Annotated in this window: 11 protein-coding genes; 3 read left to right on the top strand and 8 right to left on the bottom strand. The window is 52.7% G+C overall.

From position 1 onward, the window contains the following. Positions 1-159 precede the first annotated feature (159 nt). Positions 160-3,294 carry an EAL domain-containing protein gene (locus CPA50_RS02765; RefSeq protein WP_179397142.1) on the top strand — a complete coding sequence of 1,045 codons (3,135 nt, stop codon included), beginning with the start codon at positions 160-162 and terminating at the stop codon, positions 3,292-3,294. An 11-nt stretch (positions 3,295-3,305) separates the two neighbouring features. Here the strand turns inward: CPA50_RS02765 and corA are convergent, their stop codons facing one another. Further along, positions 3,306-4,379: a magnesium/cobalt transporter CorA gene (corA, locus tag CPA50_RS02760; RefSeq protein WP_096780938.1), complete on the bottom strand. Its 1,074-nt coding sequence runs from the start codon at positions 4,377-4,379 to the stop codon at positions 3,306-3,308. A gap of 74 nt (positions 4,380-4,453) precedes the next feature. Beyond that, positions 4,454-5,446, bottom strand: coding sequence for a CobW family GTP-binding protein (locus CPA50_RS02755; protein WP_096780937.1), 993 nt, complete (start codon positions 5,444-5,446; stop codon positions 4,454-4,456). Between the two features lie 183 nt (positions 5,447-5,629). Here CPA50_RS02755 and CPA50_RS02750 point away from each other — a divergent pair, with 183 nt between their 5' ends. Both CPA50_RS02750 and CPA50_RS02745 read left to right on the top strand, forming a co-directional pair. Further along, positions 5,630-6,127 (top strand): DUF2780 domain-containing protein, encoded by a 498-nt coding sequence (locus CPA50_RS02750; RefSeq protein ID WP_096780936.1) that lies wholly within the window; start codon positions 5,630-5,632, stop codon positions 6,125-6,127. 109 nt (positions 6,128-6,236) lie between these two features. After that, positions 6,237-6,422 carry a hypothetical protein gene (locus tag CPA50_RS02745; protein WP_096780935.1) on the top strand — a complete coding sequence of 62 codons (186 nt, stop codon included), beginning with the start codon at positions 6,237-6,239 and terminating at the stop codon, positions 6,420-6,422. 39 nt (positions 6,423-6,461) lie between these two features. On the opposite strand, the gene CPA50_RS02740 is transcribed toward CPA50_RS02745, so the two are convergent. The 6 genes from CPA50_RS02740 to CPA50_RS02715 form a co-directional block, all read right to left on the bottom strand. Then, a complete protein-coding gene (locus CPA50_RS02740) occupies positions 6,462-6,917 on the bottom strand; it encodes a GatB/YqeY domain-containing protein (RefSeq protein WP_096780934.1) in 456 nt (151 codons plus the stop codon). A gap of 133 nt (positions 6,918-7,050) precedes the next feature. Continuing rightward, positions 7,051-9,903 (bottom strand): EAL domain-containing protein, encoded by a 2,853-nt coding sequence (locus CPA50_RS02735; protein WP_096780933.1) that lies wholly within the window; start codon positions 9,901-9,903, stop codon positions 7,051-7,053. An 18-nt stretch (positions 9,904-9,921) separates the two neighbouring features. Beyond that, a complete protein-coding gene (locus CPA50_RS02730) occupies positions 9,922-11,175 on the bottom strand; it encodes a hypothetical protein (protein WP_096780932.1) in 1,254 nt (417 codons plus the stop codon). Beyond that, positions 11,172-11,624, bottom strand: coding sequence for a substrate-binding domain-containing protein (locus CPA50_RS02725; RefSeq protein ID WP_096780931.1), 453 nt, complete (start codon positions 11,622-11,624; stop codon positions 11,172-11,174). Before CPA50_RS02725 ends, CPA50_RS02730 begins: the two co-directional genes overlap by 4 nt. A gap of 120 nt (positions 11,625-11,744) precedes the next feature. Beyond that, complete coding sequence (locus CPA50_RS02720; protein WP_227519465.1) at positions 11,745-14,186, bottom strand: EAL domain-containing protein; 2,442 nt, start codon at positions 14,184-14,186, stop codon at positions 11,745-11,747. After that, positions 14,176-15,072, bottom strand: coding sequence for a sel1 repeat family protein (locus tag CPA50_RS02715; RefSeq protein WP_096780930.1), 897 nt, complete (start codon positions 15,070-15,072; stop codon positions 14,176-14,178). Before CPA50_RS02715 ends, CPA50_RS02720 begins: the two co-directional genes overlap by 11 nt. Positions 15,073-15,149 lie beyond the last annotated feature (77 nt).

The raw sequence follows: 15,149 nt of genomic DNA, 5'->3' as shown, positions 1-15,149 counted from the left end.
CAGGGCGCCCAGACTGCCCAAACTATCTTCGCAGCCTGCTTGAATTCTGAACAAAAACAACCAACACTCTAAGTACAATCTTTGGCCACAGAGAGCACCAGTTTGATGCCCCCCTTGGATAATGAGGCCGAACAGAAAAAAAGGCGCCACAATGCCCCGTTGACTATCTCCAAGGGTGAATCAACACATGCCCGCATTCACCGGTTGACGCAGATATACCAGACTCTCAGTGAACATAATCACGCCATTATTCGTATAAGTGATGAAAAAGAACTCTTTCCCATGGTCTGCAAGATCGCCGTCGAATACGGTGGCGTCAGCATGGCCTGGGTCGGGATTAGCGACCCGGAATCAGAACACATTGTTCCAATAGCCAGTTACGGCGCAAATACAGACTACCTGAAGACTCTCCGGATCTCGACGCACCAGGACCAAGCGGAAGAGCAGGTGCCTCTCGTTACGGCCTATCGTGGCAACCACTCCGTAGTCATCAATAAATGGCCCGACGAACCACTATCGACGCAGCTCCCGGGCCAGGCGAAACACTTTCACTGGGGCAGTTGTGGCAGTTTTCCCATCCCGAGGAACGGACAGCCTTTTGCAGTTCTATCGGTTTATCACGAGGAAGAAAACTTCTTCGACAGTGATACGGTCAATCTTCTCGACGAAATGGCTTACGACCTTACCTTCGCGCTCGACATCTTCGACCGCGATCAGGCGCGCCGTGACGCACTGGAAGCCCTGCAAGCCAATGAGCAGAGGTTCCGGGCCTATTTTGAGCGAGCCATGTTCGGTATGGCGGCCATCCTCCCTGACAAAAACTGGTTAGAGGTTAACCAGGCTTTGTGTGACATGTTTGGTTACACCTATGATGAGTTCAAAACGCTGAGCTGGGTCGAACTAACCCACCCCGATGACAGGGAAACCAGCCAGACCCTTTTAAACCAGTTAATTGAGGGTTCAGTTAATGACTTCATGATTGAAAAGCGATATATCCGGAAATCCGGTGATGTTGTCGACGGGCTTCTGGCGGCCCGAGCCGTTCGCAATGCAGATGCTAGCCTGGCGTATATTGTCGTGCTGGTTGAAAACATTACACGCCGAAAGATGGAGGAACGCCGGGAACAGATGCGGCGACTGGCTCTTGAGACGGTCGCCAGAGGCAGCTCTCTGGATGAAATCATGCTGCAGGTTATCGAATCCGCTGAGGCAATCTATCCCCAGTCCATGTGCTCGATTCTGCTTATGAACGACGATGGAACACACCTTCAAAATGGCGCCGCACCCAGCCTCCCTGACTTCTACAATGAACTTACCGCGCACCTGAAGATTGGCCCCGGAGTCGGCTCATGCGGCACCTCCGCATTTACGGGAGAGCGTACCATTGTCGAAGATATCTCGTCTCACCCCTATTGGGAAAACAACAGGGAAGTAGCAGCCAGGGCCGGCCTTGCAGCTTGTTGGTCTGAACCTATTCTCTCCAAATCAGGCAAGGTACTGGGTACCTTTGCCATCTATCGCCAGAAACCGGGCCGACCGGACGACCAGGAAATCGCGCTGATAGAAAACGCAGGCACCCTGATGGGCATAGCTATCGAGAGGGTCCGGTCGCAGGAAGAGCTCTATCTTGCCGCCGCCATCTACCGCAACAGCTCCGAAGCAGTGCTTGTGACAGACGCACAGAACAAAATTATTGCCATCAACCCCGCCTTTGTAGAAACAACCGGCTACACCCTTGAAGAAATCAAGGGCAAAGATCCGGCTATTCTTCACTCCGGCCGCCATGATGCCGACTTTTTTCAGGCCATGTGGCAAAATATAGAGGAACAGGGTTCCTGGCAGGGTGAGGTCTGGAATCGTCGCAAGGACGGAGGGACCTTTCCGGAATGGCTCACTATCAATACCATTTACACAGATACCGGTGACGTTCACTGCTATGTGGCCATGGGCTCAGACATCACCAACAAGATCCGTTCTGACGAAGTGATCTGGCGCCAGGCAAACTACGACTTTCTGACCGATCTGCCAAACCGGTACATGTTCCAGGACCGGCTTGAACAGGAAATCCGAAAATCCCGGCGTGAAAGGTCCATGCTGGCCCTGCTGTTTATCGACCTGGACCACTTCAAGGATGTGAACGACACTCTCGGGCACCCGGTAGGTGACCAGTTACTGGTAAAGACAGCAGAACGTATCCTCCATTGCGTAAGGGGCGCAGATACCGTGGCCCGGATGGGCGGCGACGAGTTCACCGTAATCCTGCGTGATCTGACACAGACCATCGATGCTGAAAAAGTTGCCGAACAGATCATCAGCGAACTGGCCGCGCCCTATTTTATCAACGGAGAGACAATCTATGCGCCGGCCAGCATCGGTATCAGTTTCTGCCCGGGCGATGCTTCAGATGTTGACCAGCTGATCAGCAACGCCGACCAGGCCATGTATGCATCCAAGACTTCCGGGCGCAACCGCATCAGTTATTTTACCCGCACCCTGCAGGAGTCAGCCCAGAAACGCCTGAGCCTGATCACCGATATGCGTGTAGCTGTCGAAAAAAACGAGTTCGAGCTGTATTTCCAGCCGATCATTAATCTGAACAGCGGGCTCATCGTCAAAGCCGAAGCTCTGATACGCTGGAATCATCCGGAACACGGAATCATCAGCCCCGTAGAGTTTATTCCCCTGGCGGAAGAAAGCGGGCTGATTGTCGGGATTGGTGACTGGGTGTTCCGGGACGCAGCAGCCAAAGCCAAACGCTGGGTTGATCTGTTTGATGCTGGAGTACCGGTATCAATCAACGTATCTCCGGTACAGTTTCAGAGCGAGACCCTGAATATCACGGAGTGGCTGACGCACCTGAGGACTCTGGGGCTGGATGAAAAATACCTGAGCATAGAAATTACCGAAGGTCTGCTTCTTAATGCCAGCAAGGATGTGAAAGACAAACTGCTGCAATTTCGTGATGCCGGGATTCAGGTGGCTATTGATGATTTTGGTGTGGGCTACTCAGCCCTCTCTTACCTCAAGCGGTTTGATATCGACTTTCTGAAGATTGACCAGTCTTTTATCAGGAGCCTGGAAACCGACCAGAACGACCTGGCGCTTTCCGAAGCTATCGTAATCATGGCTCATAAGCTCGGCCTGAAGGTCACTGCAGAAGGCGTTGAAACCGACGCTCAACGCCGCCTGCTGCTGGACATTGGCTGCGACAATGGACAGGGTTACCTGTTTTCCCGGCCCCTGCCCGCTGAGGAGTTCGAAGCCTTCCTCATAAACAGCATGAAGCCGGTCTGAGAGATCATGTGCTATATCCAGTGCCGGCGCCTGAAAAACCAGACCAGGCCCAGAACGGTTATCACCATGATGCCCCAAACCATCGGGTAGCCATAATACCAATGCAGTTCCGGCATAGCCCAGGGGCTGTCAGGGTGATTGAAATTCATCCCGTAGACGCCCACCACAAACGTCAGCGGAATAAAAATGGTCGCGATAATCGTCAGCACCCTCATCGTATCGTTGGTACGCTGACTCACACTGGAGAGGTAGAGGTCGAGCATGCTGGTGGACATGTCACGAAAGCTCTCAAGTAATTCGATTATCTGAATGCTGTGGCCATAGCAATCCCGGAAATACACCAGTGTGTCCGCACGGATCAGTTCGTCCTCGCCCCGCATCAGCGTCGCAACAAGGTCGCGCTGCGGCCAGAGTACCCTCCGCAAGGTCAGGAGTTCCCTTTTAAGCTCATGCAATGACGACAGGGTGTTCTGATCGGGACTGTCCAGCAAGTCTTCCTCAAGAGCTTCAAGCTGGCCGCCGAATTGCTCCAGTACCGGGAAACCGGCATCGATAATGAAATCCACAAGAGCATACAGCAGATAATCAATCCCACGGCTTGCAAAACGGCGGTTACCGGGTTGTCGCATACGCTTGCGCACCGGCTCGAAAGGATCATCAGCCAGAGGACAAAAACAGATCAGGTAATTTTTGCCGACAAACAGGCTGACCTGAACCAGTTCAAGATTCCTGCCATCGTAAACGGGCATCGCAGCGATGATGAAAAGCTGATCATCGTAAAGTTCAGTTTTGGGGCGCTGACCACAGTTGATGACATCTTCCAGTGCCAGATCGTGGAGATCAAACATCTCACCAAAGCTCTTGAGCGTGTCGGGATCCACATGCCCATTCACCTGAATCCAGGTTTTGGTGTCGCGGGCCAGAAATTGCTGGCAATCGCGCGCTGAAGCAAGGCGATGCTCCTCAATCGAGGAATCCGTATAGTCAATCAGCTGAATTGTGACCGGCGTTACCGGTTTCTGTGTGGCCACAAGAGTTCCGGGTGCCGCGCCCGGGCGGTGATAGTGGTTGTTAAAAAAAGCCATAACTCATTCTCCGGGCAAGCTATAGTCATTCAGTGGCCTGCTCGCACCGCGTAGCTTCACCTGCTCCACGAAGCCTACCGGGATACTACACAGGCAGTCACAGCTTCTTCCAGATACTCAAGCGCGTGCTTGCCGGCACTGATGCATTCAAGCCGGCTATCAAGGCTGTTATCCAGTTCCGTCTCTGAGAGTACGTTATCCGCCTTGTCGTAGGCAATAACACCCTGATTGGTTCTGAATACGCCTTTAATGCGCTCGGCGTCCGCACCTGTCAGTAGCGCAGAAAGCCTGTTCGCATCGAAAACCCATTCAGCACTGAACACCCAGCCCTGACTGTAAAAACCCTCGTCTTTATTGCCAGAGCCGAGGTAGCCTTCTGCCGGAATATTGGCTTGTTTAACAAACGAAGTGGCAAGGTTCAAATCAGGATTGGGGCCTGAGAGTCTATGATCTTCGGCTGAAACGTCCAGCCAGACAGGTTCCAGCCCACCCCAACTCGCCTGGAAAACCGATTTCTTTTGCGCTGTGCCCAGATAATTCAGAAGCGCCGGAAAATCCGAAGGCTGATACTGATCGGCTTTGCTGGCAACAATAACGTCAGCAACATTCAGTTGCTGGTTAAATGTTGCGTGGTTTACGTACCGTTGATCGTGAATCTTTCGGGCATCAACCAGAGTAACTGTTGCCCTCAGGTCCAGAACTTCCCGGTAGTGCTCTGATCTCAATACCTCCAGCACCTCTTTCGGGTGGCCAAGGCCGGTAGGCTCAATCAACAGACGATCCGGTTTGGCCCGGGCGATCAGCATATTCAGCGCAACCTGCATCGGCAAACCAGCGGCGCAACACATGCAGCCACCAGGCACCTCGCGGATGAACACCCCCTGCTGCCCGCTTTCGTGCCCGGCGAACACACTGCCATCGATACCCACTTTGCCAAACTCATTGACCAGCACAGCCCAACGCTCAGCTTCAGGCTTATGCTTCAGCAGGTGCAGAATGGCGGTAGTTTTTCCGACACCCAGAAACCCAGTGATTACGTTAGTTGGAATCGGTTTGGAGACTGACATTTAAAGGGACATTCCCGAGCTCTGTCTTGACAGATTTATCACGTTATAACATAACGACAAGACTGATTGAAAGCAGCGTGAGAGGGGGCAAGTGACATGTCTCGGTTTCCCGCACTTTTATTTTGCTATCCCACCCCCATATATTGTCAGGACACTAATTCTCCACTTCCGCAGGACGTGAAAATGAACGCCATTCTCAAAAAGTTTCTCTTTGTTTCAAGCATCTATCTGCTAGCGCCTGCTGCAGGTGCTTTCAGCTTGGACAACGCCCTGTCCAACGGAACACAAGCACTTACCTCAACAACCGAAGTCACCGGCGAAGCCCAGCAACTGCTGGGCCTGCTTGAAAACCAGCTCGGCGTCACAGAAACCCAGGCAATGGGTGGTACAGGTGCATTACTGCAGCTGGCTAAAAGTGAGCTTGGCTCAGACACCATAAGTTCTCTCACCAGCAATGCTTCAGGCCTCTCCAGCCTGCTGGGGGGAGATAACAGCCTGACTGGAAGCATGCTTTCCAATATTTCATCCATGTCCGAAGTAACATCGGCTTTCTCAGCGCTGGGCATGGATAGCTCCATGATCCAGCAATTCGTACCAATTGTGATGAGCTTTCTGGGAGACCAGGGTGTTGGCTCTTCATTACTGGGCCAGTTGCAGAGTCTCTGGACTCCCGCCACCTGAATTACGGCACCTTGCGGAAGGGACTGTAGTGCGGAGGCATAATCAACATTGACGGAGCGCCCTGCGGCATGCCTGAATAGAGGGTATATCAATGGGCGGAGGAACGGACATGAAATGGATCGTACTGGTCATTATTGGTGCCGCGGTAGCTTACTGGCTATATCAGGGCCGTCGCAAAAACAGCATTGAAGACCCTGATGTAAAGACCATTGAAGAGAAGGACTACTACCTCACACCGGGTGACAACTCATCCGATGATAAGGCGTCACCCGGTAACAGCAACCCGCGTCACTGAGTTGTTTCCTTACCTGGCAGTACTAACCTCTGGTGGGCATTAGCCCGCCAGCGCGGCCCGCACCTTCTTGCCCAGATGGCCCATTTCGACCCGGCCAAGTACCTGCGGGCGCAGTTCATTCATCACACGCCCCATATCCTGCATGCCTTGAGCATCAGTTGAGCTGATTGCGGCACGAATCAGATCATCCAGTTCATCTTCAGCGAGGGCTGCAGGCATGAATTCTTCAATAATCAGCATTTCCGCCCGTTCCTTGTCGCCCAGCTCCTCACGACCGGCATCATCATACTGACGGGCGGAATCCCGGCGCTGCTTGAGCATTTTGTCCAGCACCTTAAGAACGTCCTCGTCATCCAGCTCGCGGCGCTCATCAATCTCGATCTGTTTGATCGCTGCCTGCGCCATACGCAGAGTGACAAGCCGGACCTTATCCTTGCTCCTCATTGCGTTTTTTACCGCGGTACTCAGTTGTTCCTTAAGTGATGATTCCGCCATTATTGAACTCCTGCTCCAAAAGTTAAGAGGATTAACTTCGCATTAATCGAAGTGCTGGTTGTTGCGAAAGGATACTACACACAGAAGAATGCTGACCGGCAAACCCTAAAAAAAAGCGGGGCGGACAATCAGATTAGAGCTTTCCAGGAAAAGGGTGGCCGTCTGCGCCACCCTTTATCAGCACGGGCGACGGTTTACCAATGTAATAGCCTTGAGCGAAATCAACACCCAGCTCCCGTAATTTTATCAGCGTCACTTCGTCTTCTACGAATTCTGCAATCGTCTGCATTCCGAATGCGTTGACCATGTTGGTCAGGCTTTCAACAAACACCTGGTTATCAGGACTCGTGTCCAGGTCCAGAATGTACGAGCCATCGAGCTTGACGTAGCTCAGAGGCAACTTCTTGAGATAGCTGAATGATGAGAAGCCGACGCCAAAGTCATCCAGAGCAACCATGACCCCCATGGCGTTAATTTCTTCCAGGTTCGACAAAACCATCTGGAAGTTCTCAATGTAAGCGGTTTCTGTCAGCTCCAGAATCAGTTGGCCGGGGTTAATCTGATATTTTCGGACAAGCCCGGCCAATATCTCCGGCAAGCCCGCCGACTGTAGTGTTGGCGCTGACACGTTGACAGCAAAACTGACGGGATAACCCTCAGCATCTTCTGCGGCCAGTCTCTGGATAGCATGCTCAAGCACCCAGGTATCGACCAGCCGGATCAACCCCATGCGCTCTGCTGCAGGGATAAATTCGCTGGGAAAAACAGGGGCGCCAGAACTGTCTTTCAGCCTCAGAAGGACCTCATGATGGCTTATCTTGTTTTCCTTAAGGAACAGAATGGGCTGGAAATGCAGCTCGAACAGACCGTCTTCAGACAGGGCGCGCTTCAGCAGCGCCGTCAGATCATGATCCCGGCGCAGAACCTCAAGGTTGTTATCAGCCGGATCAAAGATCTGCCATTGATTAACGCCTTTTTTCTTGGCCCGGTACATCGCCATGTCAGCATGCACCACCAGCTCCTGCTCTGTTGTACCGTGGTCCGGAATCAGGGCCGCGCCAATGCTGACGCTGTATTCAGCCGTGCGGTTCTCCGCCGGAATGAGAATTTCGCCATTGAGCTGGACTGAGAGTTTGGCGAGCACAGCCTGAAGCTGAGCCCGCGTGATACCAGGCAGGATAATGGTGAATTCGTCCCCTGCCAGCCGGCTGATGGAGTCACTGGCCCGCACATTCGCAGTCAGTGCGTTGGCAATCTGAATCAGCACGCTGTCACCGACCGCATGGCCATACAGATCGTTGATCTGTTTGAATCGGTTTATATCAATAAAGATTATGGCACCCGAGGCTCCGGTTCCGAGAACCTTTGCCAAATCATGCTGGAAAGCCCTGCGATTTCCTATGCAGGTTAAAGGATCATTATTTGCCAGCCATTCCAGCGCCTGCTCGTCCCGCTTGCGCTGGGTCAGATCAACGCCGGTAGCAAGAACAACAGATTGCCCGTTTTCGTTTTCGACCAGCGAGCAGGTCCAGTCTGCATATACAGTGTGGCCCTGATCGTTGGTGAACCTGGCATCGAACTGAACGACGTCACGCTGGCCATTCAGCAGAAGTTCAATTTTACTGTTGTAGTCTGCACTGGCGGTATCTGAATTGAAAATCTGCGGGAACCTGACAACCGGCTGCTTGAATTCCCTCTCAAACCTCGTGTTTGTGGTCAGAATAGTCCCATCCAGAGAGTGGGTAACAATAAACAGGTGGGAACTGTCGATCAATCGCTCAAGAAAAGCGCGGGAGCGGGAAATAATGCCAATCTGGTTTTTGAGAGAATGATTCTTCTGCTCAACTTCGATATGCAGGGTTTCCAGTTCCTGGGTGACAAAACGTGTACTTTTCTCGAGCAGGGTGAGTTCGTCGCTTATATACCCCTGCCTCCCCTGTATTTTCTGCTGTGCTTGCACATATTCATGCTTTGGCAACAGGTTAAGAGCCTGAACAACTGCTATCAGCCGTCGTAACGGGCTTAGTATCAACATGATAAGAATGATTTCAGCAATGATCAGCGCCATCACTCCGATCAATAGACTGTTTTCTACAGAGCTGATCAGATTGTTGTATTGCCGGGTCTCGTCAATGATTGCTACGAAATCCGGGGCCGCACCCACAGTTTTGAAATGAGTCGGGACGAGCCTGTTGAAAAGAAGTCTTCGGGATTCATAGTCGAAGGCGTGGTCACGGCTCAGACTGTCAAACGGTGCTGTTGCTTCTGCCCCCTTGAGCTGCGCAAAGGTTTTTGGAAAATTACTTGCCGCCCATACTCGTTTATTCCAGTTGCCAAGCGAGCGCTCATTCCCTGTATCACCACTGTCTGCACCCGATCCGTCGAGAAGAATGGCCAGTTCGTCAGTGGATACCTGCTGAAAATGCTGGATTACGTCGGCAATGTTCTGGCCAATCACCATCACAGCTTCCGAGCCGTTACCCAAAACAAACGGCTCGATAACGAACTCGGAGCAGCCAAAGCCGCAGTATAGAAAGGATTGGGGCATTCCTGGGCCGCTCGCCAGCACCAGCTGCTCGGTTGCCTGGATCAAGGCGCCCGGGTCCTGGAAAAACACAGGATTCATCGCTGAACCCAGTCGGGTGCCCTGCGCTGAATAGACAGCAAGGTAATCGATGCCGGTATTGATATTGAGATTGAACCACTCACGCTGGAGAAAGCGGTTCATTTCCGCCTGCCGGTTATTCTCGTCGGCCGCTTGTATCAGAGGATTTTCGGCGATCAGCTGGGCAAGTTGTGACAGGCGGAGGGCGTTTTCCTCCAGCTGCCAGTCAATGACACGCTGTTGTTGCAGATGAAGATCTGTTATCCGGCTTTCGTAGTGATCGAGTGTTTTAAATACCTGCTGGGTAACCCAGGCCGCAATAATGACAACCAGTACCAGACTGAGGAACGCGACCGCCTTCCATTTGATGCTGACAAACATTGTTATGCGCCCGCGCCGCTAGAATTGAAACGTCAGCGAGACGACATAATAGTTCCAGTATTTACCAATGCTATCCTTTTCCATGCCGTTGTAGCTGGGCAGCCAGGCAGTACCCTCATTGAAGCTGGCCTGACCGGTGACAGTCCATTGCGGGTAAAACATCCACTTGCCACCCAGACTCCAGCCCTTGCCAAACCCCCGGTAAGGATTGTTGGCCGATATCAGGTCGCCGCCGGAGCGCTTGTCCTTATCGAGATATAGCTCTTCATAGCGGGCGAACCATGTGGTAGCAGGAGTCGGCAGCCACTCAACCTGCAGGTAATAGGCTTCGGTAGTATTGCTCTGGTTATTGTCCACGCCTGCGATCTGGAGTTCGAGGTCGCTGAACAGATTCATATATTCCGCCGTGATTACCCAGTCACGGTAACTGTACTGAGCTGAAAGAATGGTAAACAGAACGTCAATCCTGGTCCCGGTAACGTAGTTATGCAGGTTCGCGACAACATCTGCCGGGCCTGCCATAAACAACGCCATTTGTGCGTCTGCAACACTCAGGGGGTTATCCAGATCGACGCCAGCATCCAGCAAACTGAGACCAAGCTTCAGGCTTCTCTGGGCTGCCGGCACGAAATTCAGATTCAGGCCTTGCAACGAGAGATCGTCAAACTCGCCTTTACCCACAGGGATCCCGTAGAGGTAGTATTCGAGGCGCTCACTCTCGATCTCTTTCTTGCCGGCAAAGAATTCCCAGCTCAGCTGGTTGTCATGGAACAGCAGGGAACCATAGAAGTTGATGCCATCGGTAGACAGGATACTGTCCCTGAAAGAGCCGAGATAAATCGAATCAGGAACATTAAAGCCGGGCCGGGCGGAAGGTATGTCCCGGGTGGAATTATAAAAGCCCACATTATTTTTGACACGGCCGATACGAACGCCAGCTGTTGCGCCCATATTGCTGTAAAAGAGGTAATCGGCCAGCAGAAAATCGATCCGCGCATCACCGTCGTCGGCCTCGTCCCGTTGCCGGCTGATAACCTGTCCTGCCAGGCGAAACTCCGGGGATATTTCAGTAAAACCGGTAATGCCGAGTTCACGGAACTTGAAGGAACCGTTCAGGGAGTCGGATCCTGTGTAGGGATTATCCGGGCTGTACATATACGCCTGATTCACGAATCCGTGGAGTTCAGACGAACTTCCCAGCTCAAGAGCGGCTGCCGGTGCCATTATCACTGCAGCTGCGAGACCCAGGGCCATCGAGGAGAATTTTCTCATTGTTCCTTATCTCCCAGGGTAACAATGCTTCCGGTGGGATAATCTGCGGAGGTATACCCGATTGCACCGGGTGTGCTTTGAATCATTTCAACCATCTCAGCCTGAGAATTGACGACAGCTGGTGCCTTGCCTGTTCCGGTAAAAAGCATCCTGTTCCAGATGCGATCGAGTTGGTGAGCCTGAATGTGCAGCCGGTTAACGACGAACTCCCGGTGGAGGTCATTTTCGCTTGGCAGCGTAAAGACCTGGATAGCGAGGCCGTTCGGCCACTTCCGGATTTGCATGGCAAATATCTGGGTCAGAGAGGCGGAGTCCAGCCTGGTGATGTCTGCATCATTATTGAGAATGACTTTTGGAGCAGAAAAAAGAGGCTGGGCGAAGGAAAGCAGCGCCGCTAGCGTCAGCGTCCTGAACCTTCTTCTGAAATAGCCGCGGTTAACTCTATCCATAAAACCGGTTTATTCCGTTGGCACCTGGGATGGCGGCATCAAACAACAAGCCTTGGAGACTTTTTCAGTCAGGAAGTAAATATTAACTGATTTTATAACCAAAAGTTAATTTATAATGTTTCAGTGTGTTGGTTTTTGAATAACATGATCGCCCCGACTCAGTAACTCCGCCGCAGGCATTCCGAAGTATTCTCCCTGAGAGAAATCAATACCCAGCTCCACCACACGTTCCTGCACTGCTGCACTGTGGACAAACTCTGCGACCGTCTTGATTCCCAGGCTCCGGGCAAATTGCACAATACCTTTGGTTACAAGAAACGCCGTATGGTCCTGGGCCAGATAGCGGATCAGGCTTCCGTCTATCTTGATGAAATCCACGTTCAGCTTGCGCAGATGGGAGAAATTGGAATAGCCGGTACCAAAATCATCAATGGCAATCCGGCATCCAAAGGATTTCACCTTGTCGATAAAGTGCAGAACGTCGCCGTAACTGCCAATACCATCAGATTCGAGAATCTCGAAGATCACCCGCTCTCCAACATTACCCGCCTGCAGGTGTTCCAGAATCAGGGCAAGGGTTTCCGGGTCTGTTATGTCCCTGTAAGACAGATTGATAGAAAACTCGTAGGGCTGGGTGGCAAACGCAGCGAACGCCTTTTCCACCATGATCCGGGTAATCTGACGGTTAAGCCGGAGTTTATTAGCCACCTCGATAAACTGCCCCGCAGCGATCACACCATGCTGGGGATCTTCCATCCTCACCAGGCATTCATACTTGGTAAATGTGCCCTTCAGATTGTCATGAATCGGCTGAAAGTAAGGAATTAATGAGTCTGCCTCGATCGCCTTCTTCAGGCGTTGTGCCCAATAGATATTTTTTTCGTAGCCTTTTTCAACTTCCTGGCTCTGATCATAGAACAGGTACTGGCGCATCTGATCCCGCGCCTGTAAAACAGCAATAGTTGCCTGGTTAAGCAGGCGATCCGGTGCCCCGTCGTCCTTTCGTTCCTTCTGGAACGCAATGCCAGCACTGGTATCCAGGCTTAATGCCTGCTGTTGCCAGATAACCCGTTGCGCACAAAGGAAGTCGGTAAGCTCACTGGCAAAGGTACGTACCCGGGACTCAGCAACACCAGGCCCCAGAAGTGCAAATTCGTCACTGGACAGGCGATAAAATTCGGGAGCCAGCCCAAATGGGTGTGAATGAGTGCTGACAAACGAGCGCACTTGCTTGCGCATAGCCAACAACACAGCGTCACCACAATCGTTGCCGAACAGACTGTTGATTTCCTTGAACCGGTCAAGGTTGAGAAGGATGAGACAGGCATCTTGCTGGCTATTCAAGTCTCTCAACAAACGCACGCGATTGGGCAGCCCCGTAAGAGCGTCTGTGTAGGAGGCCTGCAATTCACGAATGAGCTGTATGATCCGGTATAGCAGGTAAACGCTCAGAATCAGCAAAACCGAACCTGTAATCAGCAGTATCCGGTAGTTGGTGTTTCGCATGGGTACCAGCACCCTGTCGATCTCATCCGTTGGAACGCCTGCACCATAGACCATGCCAGCCGGCGTTGTGGCGTAATACAATTCATAAAGCCGTCCGCCAACGTCAAGTTGCCGCATACGCATGCGTTGTTCAGGGGATTGGCTTTCACTCGTGGCTGATGACGTGCCCGGATCATTTCCGGAAAGATGCGCTGCCAGGATCGCATCGATAAGCTTCTGCTCCTGAACAGGGTCTTCGTTCTGACTGAGGCTGGACAGGTTCCGGTTATTGCGGTCGTTGAGAAAAGTAAAGCTGTGTTGAGTGACTTCCATACGGCTGACCAGATCCACAACCTGATCTGAAGCCCAGTCGATAGTCGCTACACCAATCAACTCTCCTTCTGCGCTGACCATCGGCTGAGCGAGAGTAAGAACAGCACGCTCGGTTTCCATGTCGTAGTATACAGGTGACCAGTGAACAGCTCCGTCTGATACGGGATCGCGGGCGCCTTCCAGCCCCAGAGTCAGATCGAACCAGCGAGCCTGCCGGAAATCGGTAGATCGAGACTGAATCCGGGGGGCGCCAGAACCGGCCTTGACCAGATACGGGGCATAGCGGTCACCGACGGGAGCAACTATGCCCGGCTGAAACCAGAGACCAGCACCAGATACTCCAGCTTCACTCTCAAGACGGCTCTGCAAGGTTAATTCAAGCTCGCGCTGCAGCCGGCGCAGAGCTTCTGGCGAACCCGACTGCTCCCGTGACAACCGGTAAAATGTTTCGCCGATAGCGGCAATTGTTTCAACCTGACGCTCAAGAGCAATCTGGCGGGCATCAATACGGACCAGTCCTGTAAAGAATACATCCCGGATCTGATCCCGGCGCAACTCATACATCGCCTGCTGTGAGTAGCTCAGGTTCAGGTGAGAGAGCAGGAACATACCAATAGCGAAAAGCGCAACCAGCAGGAGTAGCAGCCCCATAATGGAGTGCATGGCGTAGCTACTTCTCCAGAAGCCCATGTGTGGCCGCGCCCATCCGGACAGGACTTGCCAGGACAACCGCTTAATTGGCATTCGCACCCGCAGAGGCTGCAACCAGGTTACGGAGAGCGCTTTCAGCCTGAGCATAGCCGAGCGCAGAAGATTTCCTGAACCATTTCGCAGCTGCGCTCTTATCCTGCGCGACACCCACCCCCTGGGCGTGCATTTCGCCAAGCAGGTACGCTGCCTGACCAGACTCATTGCCAGCCTGAAGCGCCCAGCGATAGGCAGACCCGTAATCACCCAAGGCATTCTGGATCTGGGCCATGCTTGCCTGCGCACCAGCAACACCGTCTTCGGCAGGGCCGCGACAAGCTTTCAGCGCATCGCTGAAGTTGCGAATCCGGGTGAGCAGGTAACAGTCGTTCAACTGACCGGATACGGCTACGTTCGGAGCTTCTTCTGCCGAGTGCATATGCATGCCTGCAGTTTTCCGTCCCGGCTCAGCAAGTTCACCATTGTGTAGCTCATCATCGTCGCTCAGTGGTTCGCTGGCTGGCTGCCGGGCAGCTTTTTTCGCCTGCAGCCTGGTTTCCAGCCGTGCCTCATAGGCCGCCACATCCTGCGGGCAGGAAAGGCTGTAGCCACGACGATACAGTGCCAGACCGGTTTCAGTAATCTCACCCGCGTTATAGCGTCGGGAGACTGAGGCACAGCGGCGCTCACGCTCAGCCCACACCTGCCCCAACTGATCAGAGCGCGCAGGATCATCCGCGTATTGCTGCAGATACTCCGTTAACGGATCAATGTATGGCTGATCAAAAAGCGATGTAATTTCCTGGTCAACGCCAGCGTCAGGCGCCCTTTGCCCGATTTTGCTCAGCGCATCACCGGTACGACTCAGGACGTCACTGGTATTTAAACTGCCGCAGCCTCCAACAAGCGCTGCGCTCATCATGATGACAAGCAATCGATACATCAGATTCACCAGAAATATATAAAGACTGCGGGTACGCGTCGGGAAACCACCTGAATCTGATGAACTTTAATTCACCT

Origin of the sequence: Marinobacter sp. ANT_B65 (assembly GCF_002407605.1) — a bacterium.
GTDB lineage: Bacteria > Pseudomonadota > Gammaproteobacteria > Pseudomonadales > Oleiphilaceae > Marinobacter.
The sequence above is the reverse complement of the archived record's forward strand: the minus strand, read 5'-3'. Positions and strand labels throughout refer to the sequence as shown.

Bases quoted from the DNA above. Each gene is read 5' to 3' on its own strand.
- corA (WP_096780938.1), bottom strand. From the start codon at position 4,379: ATGGCTTTTTTTAACAACCACTATCACCGCCCGGGCGCGGCACCCGGA.
- CPA50_RS02755 (WP_096780937.1), bottom strand. From the start codon at position 5,446: ATGTCAGTCTCCAAACCGATTCCAACTAACGTAATCACTGGGTTTCTG.
- CPA50_RS02750 (WP_096780936.1), top strand. From the start codon at position 5,630: ATGAACGCCATTCTCAAAAAGTTTCTCTTTGTTTCAAGCATCTATCTG.
- CPA50_RS02745 (WP_096780935.1), top strand. From the start codon at position 6,237: ATGAAATGGATCGTACTGGTCATTATTGGTGCCGCGGTAGCTTACTGG.
- CPA50_RS02740 (WP_096780934.1), bottom strand. From the start codon at position 6,917: ATGGCGGAATCATCACTTAAGGAACAACTGAGTACCGCGGTAAAAAAC.
- CPA50_RS02735 (WP_096780933.1), bottom strand. From the start codon at position 9,903: ATGTTTGTCAGCATCAAATGGAAGGCGGTCGCGTTCCTCAGTCTGGTA.
- CPA50_RS02730 (WP_096780932.1), bottom strand. From the start codon at position 11,175: ATGAGAAAATTCTCCTCGATGGCCCTGGGTCTCGCAGCTGCAGTGATA.
- CPA50_RS02725 (WP_096780931.1), bottom strand. From the start codon at position 11,624: ATGGATAGAGTTAACCGCGGCTATTTCAGAAGAAGGTTCAGGACGCTG.
- CPA50_RS02720 (WP_227519465.1), bottom strand. From the start codon at position 14,186: ATGCCAATTAAGCGGTTGTCCTGGCAAGTCCTGTCCGGATGGGCGCGG.
- CPA50_RS02715 (WP_096780930.1), bottom strand. From the start codon at position 15,072: ATGTATCGATTGCTTGTCATCATGATGAGCGCAGCGCTTGTTGGAGGC.